This is a genomic window from Amycolatopsis sp. NPDC001319, from assembly GCF_042896185.1.
In the GTDB taxonomy this organism is placed as follows: domain Bacteria; phylum Actinomycetota; class Actinomycetes; order Mycobacteriales; family Pseudonocardiaceae; genus Amycolatopsis.
Genome location: NZ_JBIAWY010000001.1, coordinates 777,045 through 793,810, shown reverse-complemented (window position 1 = coordinate 793,810; position 16,766 = coordinate 777,045). Strand labels below are relative to the sequence as shown.

Below are 16,766 nucleotides of genomic sequence, written 5' to 3'. Positions count from 1 at the left end.
GTGGTTATGGCCTACCGCTCGCCGTTGCTCGAAGCCCCCCGCGCGATCGCCGCGCCCGACGGACACCCCGAGGCGGGAGTTCCGTGGCACTGGGGCGATCCGTTCGCCGAGCAGCGCACCGCCGCGCGCGGTGTGGTCGTGATCGACCGCTCGCACCGCGAAGTCCTGGCTGTTTCAGGCGAAGAACGCTTGAGCTGGCTGCACCTCGTGATCTCCCAGCACGTGACGGAGCTACCCGAGGGATCAGGCACCGAAGCCCTCGTGCTCGACAGTCAGGGCCACATCGACACGCACTTCGTGCTGGCGCACCTCGACGGCACCGTCTGGCTCGACAGCGACCCGGGCCCCGTCGCCACGAGCGCGCTGCCCAAGGGCGGCAAGCAGACGTTGCGTGAATACCTCGAGGCGATGAAGTTCTGGTCGAAGGTCGAGATCCGCGACGCCACAACGGAACTCGCCGTCCTCACCGTGCTCGGGCCGGAGGCCGAACGCGTGCTCACGGCCGTGGGGGTGGCGGTCGGCGCCGAGCCGTATGCCGTGTCGGCGTTGCCCGGCGGTGGTTTCGCCCGCCGCATGCCGTGGCCGTCTCGGTCCAGTGTGGACCTTCTGGTGCCGCGCGAAGAGCTCGCGACGTGGTGGCAGGGCCTCACCGACGCGGGTGCGCGCCCGGCCGGCAGCTGGACGTTCGACGCGCTGCGCGTGGAGTCGCGGCACCCGCGCGTCGCCGTGGACACCGACGACCGCACCATTCCGCACGAGGTCGGCTGGATCGGCAGCGCCGCCCACGTGGCGAAGGGCTGCTACCGCGGCCAGGAAACCGTCGCGAAGGTGCACAACGTCGGGCGCCCGCCGCGCTACCTGGCGCTGCTGCACCTCGACGGTTCACCCGAGATCACGCCCGAAACGGGTGACCCGGTGCGCCTCGGCGAACGTGTGGTGGGCCGCGTGGGCACCGTCGTGCAGCACCACGAGCTCGGCCCGATCGCGCTGGCCTTGGTCAAACGCTCCGTGCCGGCGGGCGCGGAACTGCTCGCCGGCCTGGGGAAAGACGACAAACAGGACGACTCTGAAAACCCCACTGACCGCACCGTTCAGGCCATCGTGGACCCCGACTCCGTGCCGGGCGAGCACGCCGCACCTGGTCGGGAGGCCGCGCAACGGTTGCGGGGCTGAACTGAACCCGGCGGTAGCATTGTCGGGGAATCTAGAGCAGGATGTGCCCGTGATCGAAGTGCGTCCCGGTGGGCGACGGCGGATCGACCGCGTCCTCGCCCCGGGATACCTCACCGGACTCGGCGACCTGCCGCTGCCGGTGCTGCGCGAACGCCGTGACGAGGCCGCGCAGGAGGAGACCGACCTCTCGTACCTGCGCCGGCTGCTGCACGCGCGGATCGACATCGTGCGCGCGGAACAGCAGCGCCGGTCGTCCGGTGGCGTCAACAGCATCGTCGACCAGCTCGCCACGATCCTCGCCGACAACGCGCTCGGCCCCGCCACCGGTTCCGGGCGCCACCAGCAGCTCGAACCCTCGCGCGCCGGCGAGCACCGCCGCCACGCCGAGGCGCTGATCGGCGACACGGACCTCACCGACGTCGGCACGCTCTCCGACGACAAACTCGCCGCCGCGCTCGACACCTACGCCACCGAGGAGTCTTCGGTGTCCACGTTCCGGCGCCAGGTGCAAGGCGTGATGGACACGCTCAACGCCGAGATCGCCGGCCGCTACCAGCGCGGCTCCGCGACCGTCGACGAGCTGCTCGACTCCGAGCTGGGACGCACCGAAGAGTGACGGAACCGGTTCTCGTCGAGGTCGAGCGGTCCGGCCTCGTGGAAAGCGTGCACCGCGGTTCGCTGGTGATCACGGCGCCGGACGGCAGCGTGATCCACTCCGTGGGCGACGTGACTGGCCCCGTCTTCCCGCGGTCGTCGACCAAACCCCTGCAGGGCGTCGGCATGCTGCGCTCCGGCCTGGACTACGACAGCGCCGACCTCGCGCTGGCCTGCGGCTCCCACTCCGGCGAATCCGGCCACGTCGAGCGCGTCGCGGCGATGCTCGCGGCGGCCGGTCTCGACGAGTCGGCGCTCGCCTGCCCGCCCGCGTACCCGCTGCACGAGCCGACGATGCACGCGGCGACCGAGCCGTTGCGCGTCACGATGAACTGCTCCGGCAAGCACGCCGGGATGCTCGCCACGTGCGTCGCCGCGGGCTGGCCGACCGACGGTTACGAGCAGCCCGGTCACCCGTTGCAGAAGGCCCTGGCCGACACCGTGGTGGAGCTGACCGGGGAACCGATCGCCACGACCGGCGTCGACGGCTGCGGCGCGCCGCTGTTCGCCTACTCGCTCACGGGCCTGGCCCGTGCGTTCGGCCGGTTGGTGCAGGCGCCTTCCGGTTCGGACGAGCGGCGCGTGGCCGACGCCATGCGCGCGCACCCGTGGCTGGTCGCCGGCACGGACCGGGAGGACACCGCGCTGATGGGCGGGGTGCCGGGGCTGCTGTCGAAGATCGGCGCCGAGGGCGTGCTGGCCTTCGCGCTGGCCGACGGCACGGCGGTGGCGCTGAAGATGTCCGACGGCGCGAAGCGCGGCTGCGGGCCGCTGGCCGTGGCGGTGCTCGCGCACCTGGGCGTGGACGTCTCCGACCTCGAAGTCCTCGCGAACCCGCCGGTGCTCGGTGGTGGCCGGCCCGTGGGCCGGCTGCGGGTCAGTTGGAGCGCTCCCTAGCCGCGAGGTCGCCCCAGAACTCGCGCAGCTCGGAGAACAGCTCGGCCAGCTCCTCGACGTTGCCGGTGCGCAGGGCTTCGAGGATGTCGTGGACCTCCTCGGCCGTGGTGTCGGACTCGAGGATCGCGTCGGCGAACAGCTGCACGAGGCCGCCGTAGTCCAGCTCCACCACGGAGTCGGGGTCGAAGCTCTCCAGCCACTGTTGCGTCTGCGACAGGACGCGGCCCGGACCGGAGTCGCCGAACGCGGCCTCGATCAGCTCGCCGGCCTCGGCCGCGCGGGTCAGCGCGTCGGACATCGACGTGCGCCAGGAGAGCTCGCGCGCCGGATCGTCCTGGCCGGAGCCGAGAACGAGCTTGCGCTCGTCGGGGTCGACGAGGACGAACCACGGCAGCGGCACGGTCCAGGTGGTGGTGAGGGTGTGGGCGGCGGCCGTGGTCAGGTCGGCCATCGCCGCCTTGGTGCGCGAGCGGGCGCGGTCGGCCGAGACGCCGCCGGCGTCGAGCACGGCGTTCTTCAACGCCGGGGTCGCGTCGCCGAGGAAGGTCACCAGCGCGGCGGCCGCGCGGGCGCGCAGTTCGAGCGGGCACACGAACGGGCCTTCGCCGGGGTGACCGGCCGGGACCTCCGCCGGGTCGAGCACGAGGACGTCGGTGAGCAGGCTCGGCGCGGGCCGCCCGTCGGCGAGCTCCGCGGGCAGCAACCGGGCGGGCGCGGCAGCCTGTGACTTGAGCCACACGGACTGCTCGCGTTCGCCGATCGCGGCCCGGCGCAGCTTCGCCGCGGCGACGGCTTCACGCAGCCGGTCGTCGGGCGGGTCGCCGAGCGCGAGCAGGGGTTCGTACACCCTCAGATACGCCACGAAGGGACGGAGCACCTGAGCATCGTGGCACGCCCACCTGCGCCGATCCCCACCGACAGGCCGGTAACCGGCGTCCGGCGGACACTGTCGCCACCGGCACACCGTGCCACGTCGCATCGAACCCCCGGGACACGGTACGGTGTGACCAGGAAAGAACTGTCGAGACGATGCGGGGCCGCCGATTCCCCCGGCCGCCCCGCCCCTGTGCGAGGGGGTCGAGCCATGGGGCGCGGCCGGGCTAAGGCCAAGCAGACGAAGGTGGCGCGCGAGCTCAAGTACAGCTCCCACGACACCGATTTCGATGCTTTGCAGCGCGAGCTGTCGAGTGATTCCTCGGCCAACAACGGGCACGAGGACGACAACCGGTACGAGGACCCGTACGACGACGGGTACGACGAATACCGGCGTTGAGCAGACGCGATACGCGAGGGTGGAGTCCGGGCACTGCCCGGCACCACCCTCGCGCGTCGCGTGCTGCCCATTTTCTGTGCCTGCGTGACGAAGGAGCTAGCCGGTGACAGACATTCAGCGAGTCGGCGTGGTGGGTGCCGGGCAGATGGGCTCGGGCATCGCCGAGGTGCACGCCAAGTCGGGTTTCGACGTGGTGATCACCGAGGTCAGCCAGGCTGCCCTCGACGCCGGCAAGGCGCGCATCGAGAAGTCGCTGCAGCGCGGCGTGAAGAACGGCAAGCTCTCGGCTGACGACGCCGCCGCGGCGTTGGGGCGCCTTCGCTTCACGACGGACCTGGCCGACCTCGCGGACCGCGACCTGGTCATCGAGGCCATCCTGGAGCAGGAACAGGCCAAGACCGACGTCTTCGCCCAGCTCGACAAGCTCGTCTCCCGCCCCGACGCGATCTTCGCGTCCAACACGTCGTCCATCCCGATCGTCAAGATCGCCATGGCCACGAGCCGCCCGCAGCAGGTCGTGGGCATCCACTTCTTCAACCCGGTGCCCGTGCTGCCGCTCGTCGAGCTGGTCCCGTCGCTTCTCACGGCCGACGACACCGCCCGCCGCGCCGAGGAACACGCCGGAGCCCTGGGCAAGACGGTGATCCGCGCCCAGGACCGCGCCGGCTTCATCGTCAACTCGCTGCTGGTGCCCTACCTGCTCTCCGCGATCCGCATGGTCGAATCCGGCTTCGCCACCGCCGAAGACATCGACCGCGGCATGGAACTCGGGACGGCCCACCCGATGGGCCCGCTGCGCCTGTCGGACCTCATCGGCCTCGACACCGTGAAGGCCATCGCGGACTCGATGTACGACGAGTTCAAGGAACCCCTCTACGCGGCCCCTCCGCTCCTCCTGCGCATGGTCGACGCGGGGCTGATGGGGAAGAAGTCCGGGCGGGGCTTTTACATATACTGATCGCTGATCGCCTGTTTGCCGGCAGGTTCACCGCGCCGCTAGGCCGCTGCACGGCAGTGCGAGCGGTCCGTCGGGCGGGCCGACGAGCGGTCTCGTTTCACCCCGCGCGCAGGCGCGAGTGGACCGTTCGGACCGCAACCCACCACGTGAGCGGGCCCCTCGGCCACGAGTTCGTCACGAGCGGTCCGGTCGATCGACCAGTGCGCCGCGAACGGTCCCGCCGGTCACACGGGCGTGGAGCGAGTCGTCCATTTGCGACGCCGTCGTGACCTTCGACCCGATCAAGGCCTGAACGAAGCCCGTCGAGCCGCGCGGCGGAGGAGGGTCAGGATGGCGGGCCCTAGGACCAGGATCGCGACCAGGTTCGTGAGTGCCCGGCCCGTGTCCCAGCCGAGGGTGGACGTGAGGACCGTGAAGACCAGGAAGCGGTGCAGGTTGGCGCCCAAGGGTGCGCCCGGGACGAAGTCCAGGGAGGAGGCGCCCGCGAGGAACGGCCAGGTGAACATGCTCATCGCGAGCCCGTAGAAGTACGCGGCCACCACGCCGTACGCAGCGAGCAGCGCGATCTCCCAGCGGCCGCGCACAGCGCGTGGCAGCAGGCCCGCTCCCAGGCCGACCAGGGAAGACGCGAGCATCTGGAACGGCAGCCACGGCCCGACGCCGCCCGTGAGCAGGGCGGACGCGAAGAGCGAGGTCGCGCCGAGCACGAAGCCGAAGCCGGGGCCGAAGACGCGGCCGGCGAGCACCAGCAGGAAGAACACCAGCTCGATGCCGCCCGTGCCGGCGCCGAGGGGGCGCAGCGCGGCGTCGACGGCGGACAGGACGCCGAGCAGGGCCAGGGCCTTCGCGTCGAGGCCACCTCTCGACAGTTCGGCGAGCACGATCAGGATCAGCACCGGCAGCGTCGCCATGAAGACGAACGGCGCGTCGGCCGTGCGACCCGATGGTGGCGTCGACACGAAGAGCGGCCAGCAGAACATCGCCAGGCCGAGGACCACGGCGACCGCGAGCACGAAAACGGTTCGCAGCCGGATCCGGACGGCCGGGCCGAGGAAGTCCGTCACCGCAGCGCCTGCTCGACCTCGGCGACCGTCAGCCACTCCTGCGGCGCCAGGACCTTCGCCACCTGCGGCGCGAAGGCCGGCGACGACACCACGACGTCGGCGGTCGGGCCGTCGGCCACCACCTCGCCGTCGGCCAGGACCGCCACGCGGTGGGCGGCCACGGCGACGAACTCGACGTCGTGCGTGGCCAGCAGCACCGCGACGCCCGAAGAAGCCAGCGAAGCCAGCACGGCCGCGAAGTGGCGCTTCGCCGGGTAGTCCAGGCCGCGGGTCGGCTCGTCGAGCAGGACAACCGGCGGCGCGGCGGCCAGCTGCACGGCCAGCACGAGCGCGAGCCGCTGGCCTTCGGACAGGTCACGGGGGTTCGCCTCCGGCGAGACGCCCGGAACCAGCCGGTCCAGCAACGCCCGGGCCGTGCCCGCGGCGGCGCCCGACTCGGTGTCCGCCTGCCGGCACTCTGCGGCCACGGAGTCGAGGTACAGCAGGTCGGACGGGGTCTGCGGCACCAAGCCGACACGCGACCGGGCCGCCCGGGGCCGCGCCGCAGCCGGGTCCACACCCAGCACGTCGACGGTCCCGCCCGAGCGCGGCCCGCTGCCCTGCAGCGCCCAGAGCAGCGAAGACTTGCCGGACCCGTTGCGCCCCATCAACGCGACGACCTCACCTCGGCCCAGCCGCAGGTCCACCCCGCGCACGGCCACTACGCCTCCGTAGCGCACCTGCACCCCCCGCGCGGTGAGCACGGCCTCCGTAGGCACGCGGGCCGCGGCGGGGCGGGCCGCCGTCGAGAGCCGTTCTCGCAACGGTCCCGCCCGCCGCCGCGCGTCCCGCACCGAGAGCGGCAGCGGCGACCAGCCCGCGAACCGGCCGAGCTCCACGATCGGCGGCGCGACGTCGGCGTCCGCGAACACCTCCCCCGGTGGTCCGGACCGCACGGAACCGTCGCCCGGGAGGTAGAGCAGCCGGTCGGCGTACTGCGCCACACGCTCCATCCGGTGCTCCGCGACGACGACCGTGGTGCCGAGGTCATGCACCAGCCGCGTGATCGCGGCCAGCACCTCCTCGGCGGCGGTCGGGTCGAGCGCCGACGTCGGTTCGTCCAGCACGAGCACGCCCGGGTGCGCGGTGAGCACCGACCCGATCGCCACGCGCTGCTGCTGCCCGCCGGAAAGCGTCCGAAGTGGACGGTCGCGCAGCTCGGCGATGCCCAGCAGGTCGAGCGTCTCCTCCACGCGCTTGCGCATCACGTCGGGCGCCACGGCCAGCTGCTCCATCGCGTACGCGAGCTCTTCCTCCACAGTGTCCGTGACGAACCCCGCGAGCGGGTCCTGCCCCACGACGCCGACGACGGACGCCAGCTCACGCGGTGGGTGCGTCGCGGTGTCCAGACCGGCGACGAGCACCCGTCCGGCCAACGTGCCGCCGGTGAAGTGGGGCACGAGCCCGTTGATGGCACCGAGAAAAGTCGACTTGCCGACCCCGGTTCGCCCGGCCACCAGGCACAGTTCGCCTTCCTCCACCACGAGGTCGACGCCGTGCAGCACGGGCGCGGAAGCGCCGTCGTAAGTGACCGTGACCTGCGAGAACTCGATCACCGCGCCACCTCCACAACGGACTGCGGCCGCGGCGCGAGCCACGCCGGCAGCACCCCGATCAGCACGGCCAACGTCGGCACCAACGGCAAGGTGGGCCAAGCCGGCGGGCTGACCGACGTGGCCAACGAAGCCGGCGAAGCAGCCAGCAGCAGCCCCGCCGACGCGACGCCGCACAGCACCACCAACGTCTCCGGCAGCCGCCACGGATCGGGCCGGTACGCCGTCCGCTGGATGCGCCGCCCGCCCAGCACGAACCCGGCGGACGCCACGGCCAGCCCCGCCACCAGCATCGGCACGCCGAGCCAGCTCGACGACCCGTCCAGCACCCCGTACACCCCGACGGCGACCCCGACCAGTCCGGCGAGCACGCAAGCGGCGATCAGCACCCGCACGCGCGGTGCGAGGTACCCGCGCCGGCCGTAGCCGCGCGAGTCCATGGCCGCCGCGAGCAGGAGCGAGCGGTCCAGCGCGTCCGCCAGCACCGGCACGAAAACCCCCTTCACGAACCTCAGCCCCCGTCCACGCGCCGCGCGCAGCCGGCGCGCGCGCCGCACCCGCTGCACGCTCTCCACCAGCTGCGGGGCCACCGAAAGCGCCACCGTGACCGCCGTGCTCACCTCGGCCAACGCACCGGGCACGGCCTTGAGCAGGCGTTTCGGGTTGGCCAGCGCGTTGGCGGCGCCCACGCAGAGCACGATCGTGGCCAGCCGCAGGCCGTCGTAGAAGCCGCCGAGCAGCTCCTCGGCCGAAGTGGGCCCCAGCAGCTCGATCCCGGCGGCCGCGGCGGGCAATGGGATCGTCGGCAGCGTGAACAGCACGTGGCCGCCGTCCTCGCCGCCGATGAGGATGCGGAACAGCACGCGCGACACCACGATCACGGCCGCGACCAGCGCGTACACGCGAAAAGCCAGCGCCCACGGCGCGTCGCCCCGGCGGTTCACCACCACGAACCCGGCCACGGCGATCACCAGCGCGAGCAGCAACGGGTTGGTGGTGCGGCTCGCGGCGACGGCGAGCGCGAGCGCCCACACCCACCACGCACCCGGGTGCAGAGCCCGCGCGTTACCGGGCAGCACGCCTGCGCCGCAGCCCGACGACCACTCCGGCGACGACCAGCACCACGATCACGACGAGCCCGATCACCAGGCTCCACGGGAAGCCGCTGCCGCCGGATTCCGTCGACGCGGCCGCGGGCACCGCCGCGTTGGCCTTCCGCACCGGCGCCACCCGCGGCGGCGGGTAGTCCTGGAAGGACTTGTTGTGCGCGAACGACCAGCCCTCGAAGCTCCCCGCCGGCGGCTTCCAGCCCTGCACCCCGACCTGGCTCGAAGCCCACTTGCCGCCGTCGGTCGCCGTCCAGAAGCTCCACGACGCGCTCTCCGGCGGCATCCCCGAGCACGACTGGTCGACCGGTTTGCCCTCGATCTTGCAGATCAGCGCCAGGCCGTACTTGCCGACGCCCGCGATGTCGAGGCCCGCGTTCTGCATGGCCGCCACCCCGTCGGCCTGCGGCCCGGGCGCGCAGCGGATCAGGGTGTCGCCACCGAGGTCCTGGAAGTCGACCACCACCGTCACGCCGGTGGCGTCGGGACAGTAGCCCGCGGTGCCCTTCCCGGGCACGGTCGCGGTGGCGGGACTCGCGCCGGACAGGCCGGCGGTGACCAGGAGCGCGGCCACGGCCAGGAGCCGGACTGCAGGGAACAACCGCATCGTTGATGAACCTCGCATCGAGTCGGACCACGGCGGGCGATCCGGCTCACGGCCGCGCGGGCGGCCGCTCACGGTTGCGGGTCAGCGCCGGATTCCCACCGGCTTCCCCCGATCGTGGTGTACAGCTGACCGACGTTAACCCACCGGAGGTACCCGCCGGAAGCGGCGCCGGACACACCTACACTTCCGGGCGTGGACGTCGGACAGCTGCGCATCGGCCTCGTCGGAACCGGTCCCTGGGCGACCACGGTGCACGCGCCGGGACTGGCCGAACACCCCGGCACCGAGCTCACCGCCGTGTGGGCGCGCCGCGTCACCAGCGCCCGCCCGCTGGCCGAGGCCCACGACGCGGTCGGCACCGACGACCTCGACGAGCTGTTCTCCCTGGTCGACGCCCTAGCCTTCGCCGTGCCGCCCGCCGTGCAGGCGGAGATCGCGACGCGCGCGGCCGAGGCCGGCAAGCACCTGATCCTCGAGAAGCCCATCGCCGCCGACCTGGCGAGCGCGCAGCGGCTGGCCGACGCCGTGGACAAGGCCGGCGTCGCGTCGCTCGTGATGCTCACGCTGCGGTTCTCCCAGCAGACGCGCGAATGGCTCGACGGCCTCGCTGCCTCGGGCGGCTGGCGCGGCGGTGGCGCGCGCTGGCTTTCGGGCGCACTGCTCGGCGGGCAGTACTCGACGTCGGCGTGGCGGCTCGACGCGTCCGGCGGCGCGCTCGCCGACATCGGCCCGCACGCGTTCGACCTGCTCGACGCCGCCCTCGGCCGCATCACCGACGTGCTCGCGGCCCACCGCGGCCCCGACGACCTGTGGCAGCTGATGTTCGCCCACGAGGGCGGCGCGACGAGCACCGCGACGCTGTCGCTGCGGCTCCCGGTTCAGCCGACCGTGGTCGAGGTCGCGGTCTACGGCGAGCACGGCTACCGGACACTCGGCCGCAAACCAGGCACCGCCGGGGAGGCCTACACGGCTCTGCTGGACGACTTCGCGGCCATGGTCGCGAGTGGCACGACCACGCACCCGTGCGACGTCCACCGTGGCCTGCACCTGTCCGCGCTCATCGAGAAGGCGCGCGAGCTCGCCGGGTAGTACACAGGCTCAAACCCTTGGTTTCCGTTGTGAACCAAGGCTTTCCGCCAAGTCGGCGCAATCCTTCCACAGGGTTGTCCACAGCATCCACTATGGACGGTCCGCGCCTCGACCGAACCACGGGAAGCCGTTTCGCGCCACCGGAAAGATCACCGAATAGTGCGGCCCGCTGAGCATGCCGACTCGAACCGGCAATGCGAAGGTTGATCTTGGGAGGGCGGGAAGAAGCAGTTCATAGGGGTTCGAGAAGGGAAGCGCATGGGTGCCTTGCTGCGCGCTTTCTGGGGGATCATCCCGATCACGGCCATCGCGTTGCCATACGCGCTGCTTTGCTGGCCCTTGCTCGCCGCGCGGAGGCGGCGAAGAAGCAGCGACATCAGCCTCGGCCACGCGTCGGCGACCGCGGCCGTCGACGTGACGGCGGTGACGCTCGGCGCGCTCGTGCTCTGCCTGGTCATCATGCCCGTCGGCACCGCTTCGGGGAGCACCCTCGACCTGGTGCCCGGCGCCGACCTCTCCGCCGCGCTGTCCGACGACGGATCGCTCTGGCAGGTCGTCGGCAATCTGCTCCTCCTGAGCCCGCTGGGCGCGCTCGTGCCGCTGCGCCTGCGCCGGCTGCGGTCGCTCAGCCGGATCGCGCTCACCGCCCTGAGCGCGTCCGTGCTGGTGGAGGCCACGCAGTTCCTCATTCAGAGCGGCCGCGTGACCTCGACCGACGACGTGCTGCTCAACACCATCGGCGCCACGCTGGGCGCCGCCCTGACCCGCCGCGGCTGGCGCTACTTCGACGTGGTGCCCGTGGTCGCGATCCCGCAGCAGGTGCGGCGGACCGTCTGCAACGCGCCCGTCCGCCTGCGCGTGCCGCGGTCGGTGTGGGACACGCGCTACGCCGGGATCGGGCACCCGGAACGGCGCTGAGCCGGCCGAACCGTGCTAAATCGCTTGCGCCCGCTGGGACACTGAAAGCTCTCGGATCTTCGGACGAAGGAACGCCTATGTTTGCCGCCGCTGCTCGCGACGGCCGAGGTCAGGCCTGACGCGAGCCCGTCAGCCGTCCTTCCCATGCCCTGCCCGCTTCGGCAGCGCGCGTGGGTCTCCTTCGACCCCGAAAGGGTTCACCCAGCATGTCCGCCCTTCAGGCGTATGTCCGCGCCACCGCACCCCGAGGCCGTGACGTCGAACGGATCGGCCCGTTCCTGGCGACCTTCTCCCGCACCGGCGACAACCCGATGCTCAACTACGCGATCCCCGACGACGGCGCCGCGCCGTCACCCGAAGAGATCACCGCGCTGACCGAGGCGTACGCGCGCCGCGGCCGGCAGCCCCGGCTGGAGTTCTTCACCGAAGCCGCGCCCGGCCTGGAGGAACTCCTCGTCGCGCAGGGGTATTCGCTCGAGCGGCGCGTGCCGCTCATGACCTGCACCCCGGACGGCTTCGTGGACCGCCCGGCACCCGCCGGGATCCTGCTCCGCGTTCCGGAGACGGACGCCGACGTGCGCAGCCTGCGTTCGGCGCAGAACGTCGCCTTCGGCGCGTCGCCTGAGGTGTCCGACGCGGAGCTGGCGAGCACCCGCTCGTTCGGCGACCGCGCCGTGCGCGCCGAGGACACCGCGACCGGTGCGGTGATCGGCGGCGGGTTCGCGCTGGACATCGTGGACGGTGCGGCCGAGATCGCCGGCATCGCCGTCGCCGAGGCCTACCGCGGCCGCGGCATCGCGTCGGCGATCACGGCGTACCTGACCCGCCTGGTCCACGAGCGAGGTGGCCCCACAGCATTTCTCACCCCCGGCGACCTTGGCATCGCCACGGTGTACCGCCGCGTCGGCTACGAGCCGGCCGGCGAGTGCGTGCACCTCTCGGTGAGCTAGTCGTCGAACCGGCCGCCGCGGCCGCGTTTCACGTCGCTGCGGCGTTTCTTCGCGGCCAGGCGGCGTTCCTTCGAACCCCGGGAGGGTTTGGTGGGACGCCGCTTGGCCGGCGGCGGCGCGGAGGCCTTGAGCAGCAGGTCGGCGAGGCGTTCACGCGCGGCGTCGCGGTTCTGCAGCTGCGAACGCTGCTCGCTGGCGGCGATGGTGAGCACGCCGTCGACAAGGCGACCCGCCAGCCGCGCCACGATCCGCTCGCGCAACGGCTCCGGGATCGCCGCCGACCGCGCGACGTCGAACGAAAGCTCCACGCGCGAGTCGGTGGTGTTCACGCCCTGCCCACCCGGTCCGGACGACCGGGAGAAGCGCTCGCTCAACTCGGCCGCCGGGATCACGAACCGGGAGCCGACCACCACGTCCTCTGCCACTGCCACGCTGTCCAGTCTCCCAGCCGCGACAACCGCGTTTCTAGAACCGCGGGTGGTCGCCCGAGAGCACGGCGCGCGGGCCGTCGGGGTCGTCGGCCGGCTGCACGTCGCCGAGGATCCACGCCGGCACGTGGCGCGCGGTCAGCACGGCCAGCGCCCGGTCGACGTCCTCGGCCGACACGATCGCGACCATGCCGATGCCCATGTTGAACGTCTTCTCCAGCTCGGCGCGCTCGACCTTGCCGCGCTGCCCGATCAGCGCGAACACCGACGCCGGCGTCCACGTGCCCCGCTCCAGCCGCGCAACCAGCCCGCGCGGCATCACACGCGCGAGGTTCGCCTCGAGGCCACCGCCGGTGATGTGCGCGAAGGTGCGCACCTCGGTCTCGGCGGCCAGCGCCAGGCAGTCCTTGGCGTAGATCTTCGTCGGCTCCAGCAGCTCCTCGCCGAGCGTGCGGCCGAACTCCTCGACGTGGCCGTCGAGCGGCATGCGCGCGATGTCGAGCAGCACGTGGCGGGCCAGCGAGTAGCCGTTGGAGTGCAGACCGGAGGAGCCCATGGCCAGCACGACGTCGCCCGGGCGCACCTTCTCGGGCGTGAGCAGCGCGGACGCCTCGACCACGCCGACGCCCGTGGCCGAGATGTCGTAGTCGTGCTCGCCCATCAGGCCCGGGTGCTCGGCCGTCTCGCCGCCGAGCAGGGCGCAGCCGGCCTGCACGCAGCCCTCGGCGATGCCGCCGACGAGCGCCGCGATCTTCTCCGGGACGACCTTGCCGACCGCGATGTAGTCCTGCAGGAACAGCGGCTCGGCGCCCGTCACGACCAGGTCGTCGACGACCATGGCCACCAGGTCGATGCCCACGGTGTCGTGCTTGTCGAGCGCCTGCGCGACCGCGATCTTGGTGCCCACGCCGTCGGTGGACGACGCGAGCACCGGCTCTTTCCACTTGTCGAGCTTGAGCGAGAACAGCCCCGCGAACCCGCCGACCCCGCCGCGCACCTCCGGGCGGGTGGCGCGCTCGGCGTGGGGCTTGAGCAGCTCGACGGCCTGGTCACCGGCTTCGATGCTGACGCCGGCGGCTGCGTACGTGGCGCTCGTGGACTCGCTCACGGAAGCGGACTCCCTACTGGACAATTCGGACTAGGGACGCCGGACGGCGTCTTCGGCACCGTACCCGGCCGGGCTGACCGGAGTCGCTTTGCCATTGACCGAATCCATGCTTTCCAGCAGGTGCTTGCCGATCAACGCGTCGTCCGGCAGGTCGATGGGGTATTCGCCGGAGAAGCACGCGGTGCACAGGCGCGACTTCGGCTGCTCCGAGGCCGCGACCAGGCCGTCGAGCGAGATGTAGCCCAGCGAGTCGGCTCCGATCGAGCGGCGGATGCCGTCGAGGTCGACACCGTTGGCCACGAGCTCGGCGCGCGAGGCGAAGTCGATGCCGTAGAAGCACGGCCAGCGCACGGGCGGCGAGGCGATCCGCACGTGGACCTCGAGCGCGCCGGCCTCGCGCAGCATGCGCACGAGCGCGCGCTGGGTGTTGCCGCGCACGATCGAGTCGTCGACCACGACCAGGCGCTTGCCGCGGATCACGTCGCGCAGCGGGTTGAGCTTCAGCCGGATGCCCAGCTGGCGGATCGTCTGCGACGGCTGGATGAACGTGCGCCCGACGTAGGCGTTTTTCACCAGGCCGGTGCCGTAGGGGATGCCCGAGCCCTGCGCGTAGCCGATCGCGGCCGGCGTGCCGGACTCCGGTACGGGCATGACCAGGTCGGCGTCGGCCGGATGCTCGCCGGCGAGCCGTCGGCCGATCTCCACACGCGTGGCGTGCACGCTGCGGCCGGCGATCGTGGTGTCGGGGCGGGCGAGGTAGACGTACTCGAACACGCAGCCCTTGGGCTCCGGGTTCGCGAAGCGCGACGAGCGCAGGCCTTCGGCGTCGATGGCGATGAGCTCACCCGGCTCGACCTCGCGCACGAACGACGCGCCGCAGATGTCCAGCGCGGCCGTCTCGCTCGCCACGACCCAGCCGCGCTCCAGGCGGCCGAGCACCAGCGGGTGCACGCCGTGGGGGTCGCGGGCGGCGTAGAGGGTGTTCTCGTCGGCGAAGACCAGGCAGAACGCGCCCTTGAGCGTCGGCAGCAGCTCCATGGCCGCGGCCTCGATGCCCTTGTCGGCCGCGTTGGCGGCGAGCAGGCCGCAGACGAGGTCGGAGTCGCTGGACGAGCCGGTGAGGCCCGCGTGCGGCTTGAGACCGGCGGCCTTCGTGCGGTCGCGCAGCTCGGCGGTGTTGACGAGGTTGCCGTTGTGCGCGAACGACAGGCCGCTGCCGGTGGCGGTGGTGCGGAAGATCGGCTGCGCGTTCTCCCAGATCGTGGCGCCGGTCGTGGAGTAGCGGCAGTGCCCGACGGCGATGTGGCCCTGCAGCGACTGCAGCACCTGCTCGTCGAACACCTGGCTGACCAGGCCGAGGTCCTTGAAGACCACGATCTGCGAGCCGTCGGAGACCGAGATGCCGGCCGCCTCCTGCCCGCGGTGCTGCAGCGCGTACAGGCCGTAGTAGGTCAGCTTCGCGACCTCTTCCCCGGGAGCCCAGACGCCGAAGACGCCACACTCCTCGCGGGGTTCCGGGTCGGGCTGGTCAGGACTGGCGGAGGGGTCGGAAACCACCGAGGTGCTCCCAGGAAGACGTGGGCGGGCCAAGTCCAAGTGTAAGGGGTGTTAAGGCGGGTCACGCCGTGCGCGACGTGGTTCTCCCCACTTCACCACGGCGTTTGAGAGAGCGGTGCTCGCGTTGTGGATCTTGGTTCTCGGCCCTGAGCATGAACCAGGCCCCGCACGACGTGGCTGTCCACCTCGCACGGGGCCTGAAGATCAAGGGTTTTTCAGCGGGCCGCGAGCCACTTCGAAGTGCCGCCGCGCCCGGGCACCCAGCACCCCTTGGCGGGGGCGAGCGCCTTGGTTTCCTCGTCGGGGAGCGCGAGGACCTCGGTCAGCACCTCGGCCACCTCACCGCGGCGGCGCCACAGCCACCTCTCGGGCTCGAAGACGTTGTCCTCCGTGCCCGGCACGCGCGTGGCGATCGCGTCGTCCTCGGCATTGAGCCGGACGACGTCCACCACGTTGTCGTGCACCCGGACGCCGACGACGGCTTCGAACTCGCCGTTCGCGTCCGTCTGGTGCACGAACTGGTAGCCGCGGCCGATGAGCTCCTGGAGACCGATCTCGACGGTCTCCAGCGCGTCAGCCGAGGACATCGTCGAATTCGCCGTCCTTCGCGCCGGCGAGGAACGCGGCCATCTCCGCGCGGGTGTACACGAGCGCCGGGCCGGTCGGGAAGCGGGAGTTGCGCATCGCGATCTCGCCGGAAGCCAGCGGAGCGACCTCCACACAGTTGCCCACAGCGCCGCTGTAGCTCGCCTTGCGCCACTGGGCGCCGGTCAGACGGTCGGCCGGAATGCCGTTCTCGAACCGCTCAGCCATGATCCCCACCTTCCGGGACGGTGAAAAGCTCAGGAATCTGCACGTGCATCTACCTGTGACTGGGACGCTAGCACGCGCTCATGCAGCGGTAAATGCACGTGCAGAAGTTTTTGCAATTTTCTCACTGCGTGACGACAGACTTCAGTAGAAAGTCCCGGTCGGGCGATTACACCGCCACTCGAAGGGGTGAAAAGTCACGCTGCGTCGCTGTTGACGCGGGGAAAGTCGCGCTCCGCGAAAACCCGACAAACCGCCGCTCTCAGCGGGTGAACAGCCGCGACGGGGTGTGAGCGCCGGGGTTTCGGTGAACGGTGGCGCGTGGCGTGGGGGCGCCTCGATGCCCCGCAGGGTGACACGCTGCCGGGATGCACGCAACGCGGCGAGGCGCTTTGACGGCTCGCGGAGATAGCAGTCGGCGCTCGCCGCACGGGCAGACCTTCGGTCGGACTCGCCACGGCTGGGGCACGGCAGGCACGGCAGGCACGGCTGGGCTGGGCTGGGCTGGGCTGGGCTGGGCTGGGCTGGGCTGGGCTGGGCTGGGCTGGGCTGGGCTGGGCTGGGCTGGGCTGGGCTGGGCTG

The 16,766-nt window shown here is 71.8% G+C and carries 18 protein-coding genes and 1 riboswitch; of the genes, 8 read left to right on the top strand and 10 right to left on the bottom strand.

Annotation, left to right across the window (positions count from 1 at the left end; translation table 11 throughout):
* The first annotated feature begins 6 nt into the window (after nucleotides 1-6).
* The 3 genes from ACFY1H_RS03795 to ACFY1H_RS03785 are packed head-to-tail and all read left to right on the top strand — an operon-like array spanning nucleotide 7 to nucleotide 2,724.
* Nucleotides 7-1,173: a YgfZ/GcvT domain-containing protein gene (locus tag ACFY1H_RS03795; protein ID WP_386944375.1), complete on the top strand. Its 1,167-nt coding sequence runs from the start codon at nucleotides 7-9 to the stop codon at nucleotides 1,171-1,173.
* 49 nt (nucleotides 1,174-1,222) lie between these two features.
* Complete coding sequence (locus tag ACFY1H_RS03790; protein ID WP_366580484.1) at nucleotides 1,223-1,789, top strand: aerial mycelium formation protein; 567 nt, start codon at nucleotides 1,223-1,225, stop codon at nucleotides 1,787-1,789.
* Entirely contained in the window at nucleotides 1,786-2,724 is a 939-nt protein-coding gene (locus ACFY1H_RS03785; protein ID WP_386944373.1) for an asparaginase, read from the top strand. Before ACFY1H_RS03790 ends, ACFY1H_RS03785 begins: the two co-directional genes overlap by 4 nt.
* Here ACFY1H_RS03785 and ACFY1H_RS03780 read toward each other — a convergent pair.
* Entirely contained in the window at nucleotides 2,705-3,601 is an 897-nt protein-coding gene (locus ACFY1H_RS03780; RefSeq protein WP_386944371.1) for a hypothetical protein, read from the bottom strand. The genes ACFY1H_RS03785 and ACFY1H_RS03780 overlap by 20 nt on opposite strands.
* A gap of 207 nt (nucleotides 3,602-3,808) precedes the next feature.
* Between ACFY1H_RS03780 and ACFY1H_RS03775 the strand changes: the two genes are divergently transcribed.
* Both ACFY1H_RS03775 and ACFY1H_RS03770 read left to right on the top strand, forming a co-directional pair.
* Complete coding sequence (locus tag ACFY1H_RS03775; protein ID WP_360597910.1) at nucleotides 3,809-3,997, top strand: DUF3073 domain-containing protein; 189 nt, start codon at nucleotides 3,809-3,811, stop codon at nucleotides 3,995-3,997.
* Nucleotides 3,998-4,100: 103 nt separating this feature from the next.
* On the top strand, nucleotides 4,101-4,955 hold the full coding sequence (locus ACFY1H_RS03770; protein ID WP_386944369.1) for a 3-hydroxybutyryl-CoA dehydrogenase: 855 nt from the start codon (nucleotides 4,101-4,103) through the stop codon (nucleotides 4,953-4,955).
* A 281-nt stretch (nucleotides 4,956-5,236) separates the two neighbouring features.
* On the opposite strand, the gene ACFY1H_RS03765 is transcribed toward ACFY1H_RS03770, so the two are convergent.
* From ACFY1H_RS03765 to ACFY1H_RS03750, 4 genes are read right to left on the bottom strand one after another with little or no spacing between them, the layout of a single operon-like run.
* Nucleotides 5,237-6,019: an ECF transporter S component gene (locus ACFY1H_RS03765; protein WP_386944367.1), complete on the bottom strand. Its 783-nt coding sequence runs from the start codon at nucleotides 6,017-6,019 to the stop codon at nucleotides 5,237-5,239.
* A complete protein-coding gene (locus ACFY1H_RS03760; protein ID WP_386944365.1) occupies nucleotides 6,016-7,614 on the bottom strand; it encodes an ABC transporter ATP-binding protein in 1,599 nt (532 codons plus the stop codon). The genes ACFY1H_RS03765 and ACFY1H_RS03760 overlap by 4 nt, the downstream gene beginning before the upstream one ends.
* Entirely contained in the window at nucleotides 7,611-8,687 is a 1,077-nt protein-coding gene (locus ACFY1H_RS03755) for a CbiQ family ECF transporter T component (protein ID WP_366580563.1), read from the bottom strand. Before ACFY1H_RS03755 ends, ACFY1H_RS03760 begins: the two co-directional genes overlap by 4 nt.
* On the bottom strand, nucleotides 8,677-9,324 hold the full coding sequence (locus ACFY1H_RS03750; RefSeq protein WP_386944363.1) for a hypothetical protein: 648 nt from the start codon (nucleotides 9,322-9,324) through the stop codon (nucleotides 8,677-8,679). The genes ACFY1H_RS03755 and ACFY1H_RS03750 overlap by 11 nt, the downstream gene beginning before the upstream one ends.
* A gap of 13 nt (nucleotides 9,325-9,337) precedes the next feature.
* Nucleotides 9,338-9,473, bottom strand: a riboswitch (cobalamin riboswitch).
* A gap of 43 nt (nucleotides 9,474-9,516) precedes the next feature.
* Here ACFY1H_RS03750 and ACFY1H_RS03745 point away from each other — a divergent pair.
* From ACFY1H_RS03745 to ACFY1H_RS03735, 3 genes are all read left to right on the top strand, one after another.
* On the top strand, nucleotides 9,517-10,413 hold the full coding sequence (locus ACFY1H_RS03745; protein WP_366580469.1) for a Gfo/Idh/MocA family oxidoreductase: 897 nt from the start codon (nucleotides 9,517-9,519) through the stop codon (nucleotides 10,411-10,413).
* 258 nt (nucleotides 10,414-10,671) lie between these two features.
* Nucleotides 10,672-11,331, top strand: coding sequence for a VanZ family protein (locus tag ACFY1H_RS03740; RefSeq protein WP_386944361.1), 660 nt, complete (start codon nucleotides 10,672-10,674; stop codon nucleotides 11,329-11,331).
* 206 nt (nucleotides 11,332-11,537) lie between these two features.
* On the top strand, nucleotides 11,538-12,281 hold the full coding sequence (locus ACFY1H_RS03735; protein ID WP_386944359.1) for a GNAT family N-acetyltransferase: 744 nt from the start codon (nucleotides 11,538-11,540) through the stop codon (nucleotides 12,279-12,281).
* Here the strand turns inward: ACFY1H_RS03735 and arfB are convergent.
* The 5 genes from arfB to ACFY1H_RS03710 form a co-directional block, all read right to left on the bottom strand.
* Nucleotides 12,278-12,706, bottom strand: a complete 429-nt coding sequence (gene arfB / locus ACFY1H_RS03730) for an alternative ribosome rescue aminoacyl-tRNA hydrolase ArfB (protein WP_366580561.1) — start codon at nucleotides 12,704-12,706, stop codon at nucleotides 12,278-12,280. The genes ACFY1H_RS03735 and arfB overlap by 4 nt on opposite strands.
* 40 nt (nucleotides 12,707-12,746) lie before the next feature.
* Nucleotides 12,747-13,817, bottom strand: coding sequence for a phosphoribosylformylglycinamidine cyclo-ligase (gene purM, locus ACFY1H_RS03725; protein WP_366580464.1), 1,071 nt, complete (start codon nucleotides 13,815-13,817; stop codon nucleotides 12,747-12,749).
* Between the two features lie 30 nt (nucleotides 13,818-13,847).
* Nucleotides 13,848-15,374, bottom strand: a complete 1,527-nt coding sequence (purF, locus tag ACFY1H_RS03720; protein WP_366580463.1) for an amidophosphoribosyltransferase — start codon at nucleotides 15,372-15,374, stop codon at nucleotides 13,848-13,850.
* Nucleotides 15,375-15,589: 215 nt separating this feature from the next.
* Complete coding sequence (locus ACFY1H_RS03715) at nucleotides 15,590-15,961, bottom strand: hypothetical protein (RefSeq protein WP_366580462.1); 372 nt, start codon at nucleotides 15,959-15,961, stop codon at nucleotides 15,590-15,592.
* Nucleotides 15,948-16,187, bottom strand: coding sequence for a DUF397 domain-containing protein (locus tag ACFY1H_RS03710; protein ID WP_220245081.1), 240 nt, complete (start codon nucleotides 16,185-16,187; stop codon nucleotides 15,948-15,950). Before ACFY1H_RS03710 ends, ACFY1H_RS03715 begins: the two co-directional genes overlap by 14 nt.
* Nucleotides 16,188-16,766 lie beyond the last annotated feature (579 nt).

What these genes read in the sequence shown, in the direction of transcription:
- ACFY1H_RS03715 (WP_366580462.1), bottom strand. Translation starts at nt 15,961, where the DNA reads ATGTCCTCGGCTGACGCGCTGGAGACCGTCGAGATCGGTCTCCAGGAG.
- ACFY1H_RS03740 (WP_386944361.1), top strand. Translation starts at nt 10,672, where the DNA reads ATGGGTGCCTTGCTGCGCGCTTTCTGGGGGATCATCCCGATCACGGCC.
- ACFY1H_RS03710 (WP_220245081.1), bottom strand. Translation starts at nt 16,187, where the DNA reads ATGGCTGAGCGGTTCGAGAACGGCATTCCGGCCGACCGTCTGACCGGC.
- ACFY1H_RS03795 (WP_386944375.1), top strand. Translation starts at nt 7, where the DNA reads ATGGCCTACCGCTCGCCGTTGCTCGAAGCCCCCCGCGCGATCGCCGCG.
- ACFY1H_RS03750 (WP_386944363.1), bottom strand. Translation starts at nt 9,324, where the DNA reads ATGCGGTTGTTCCCTGCAGTCCGGCTCCTGGCCGTGGCCGCGCTCCTG.
- ACFY1H_RS03775 (WP_360597910.1), top strand. Translation starts at nt 3,809, where the DNA reads ATGGGGCGCGGCCGGGCTAAGGCCAAGCAGACGAAGGTGGCGCGCGAG.
- ACFY1H_RS03735 (WP_386944359.1), top strand. Translation starts at nt 11,538, where the DNA reads ATGTCCGCCCTTCAGGCGTATGTCCGCGCCACCGCACCCCGAGGCCGT.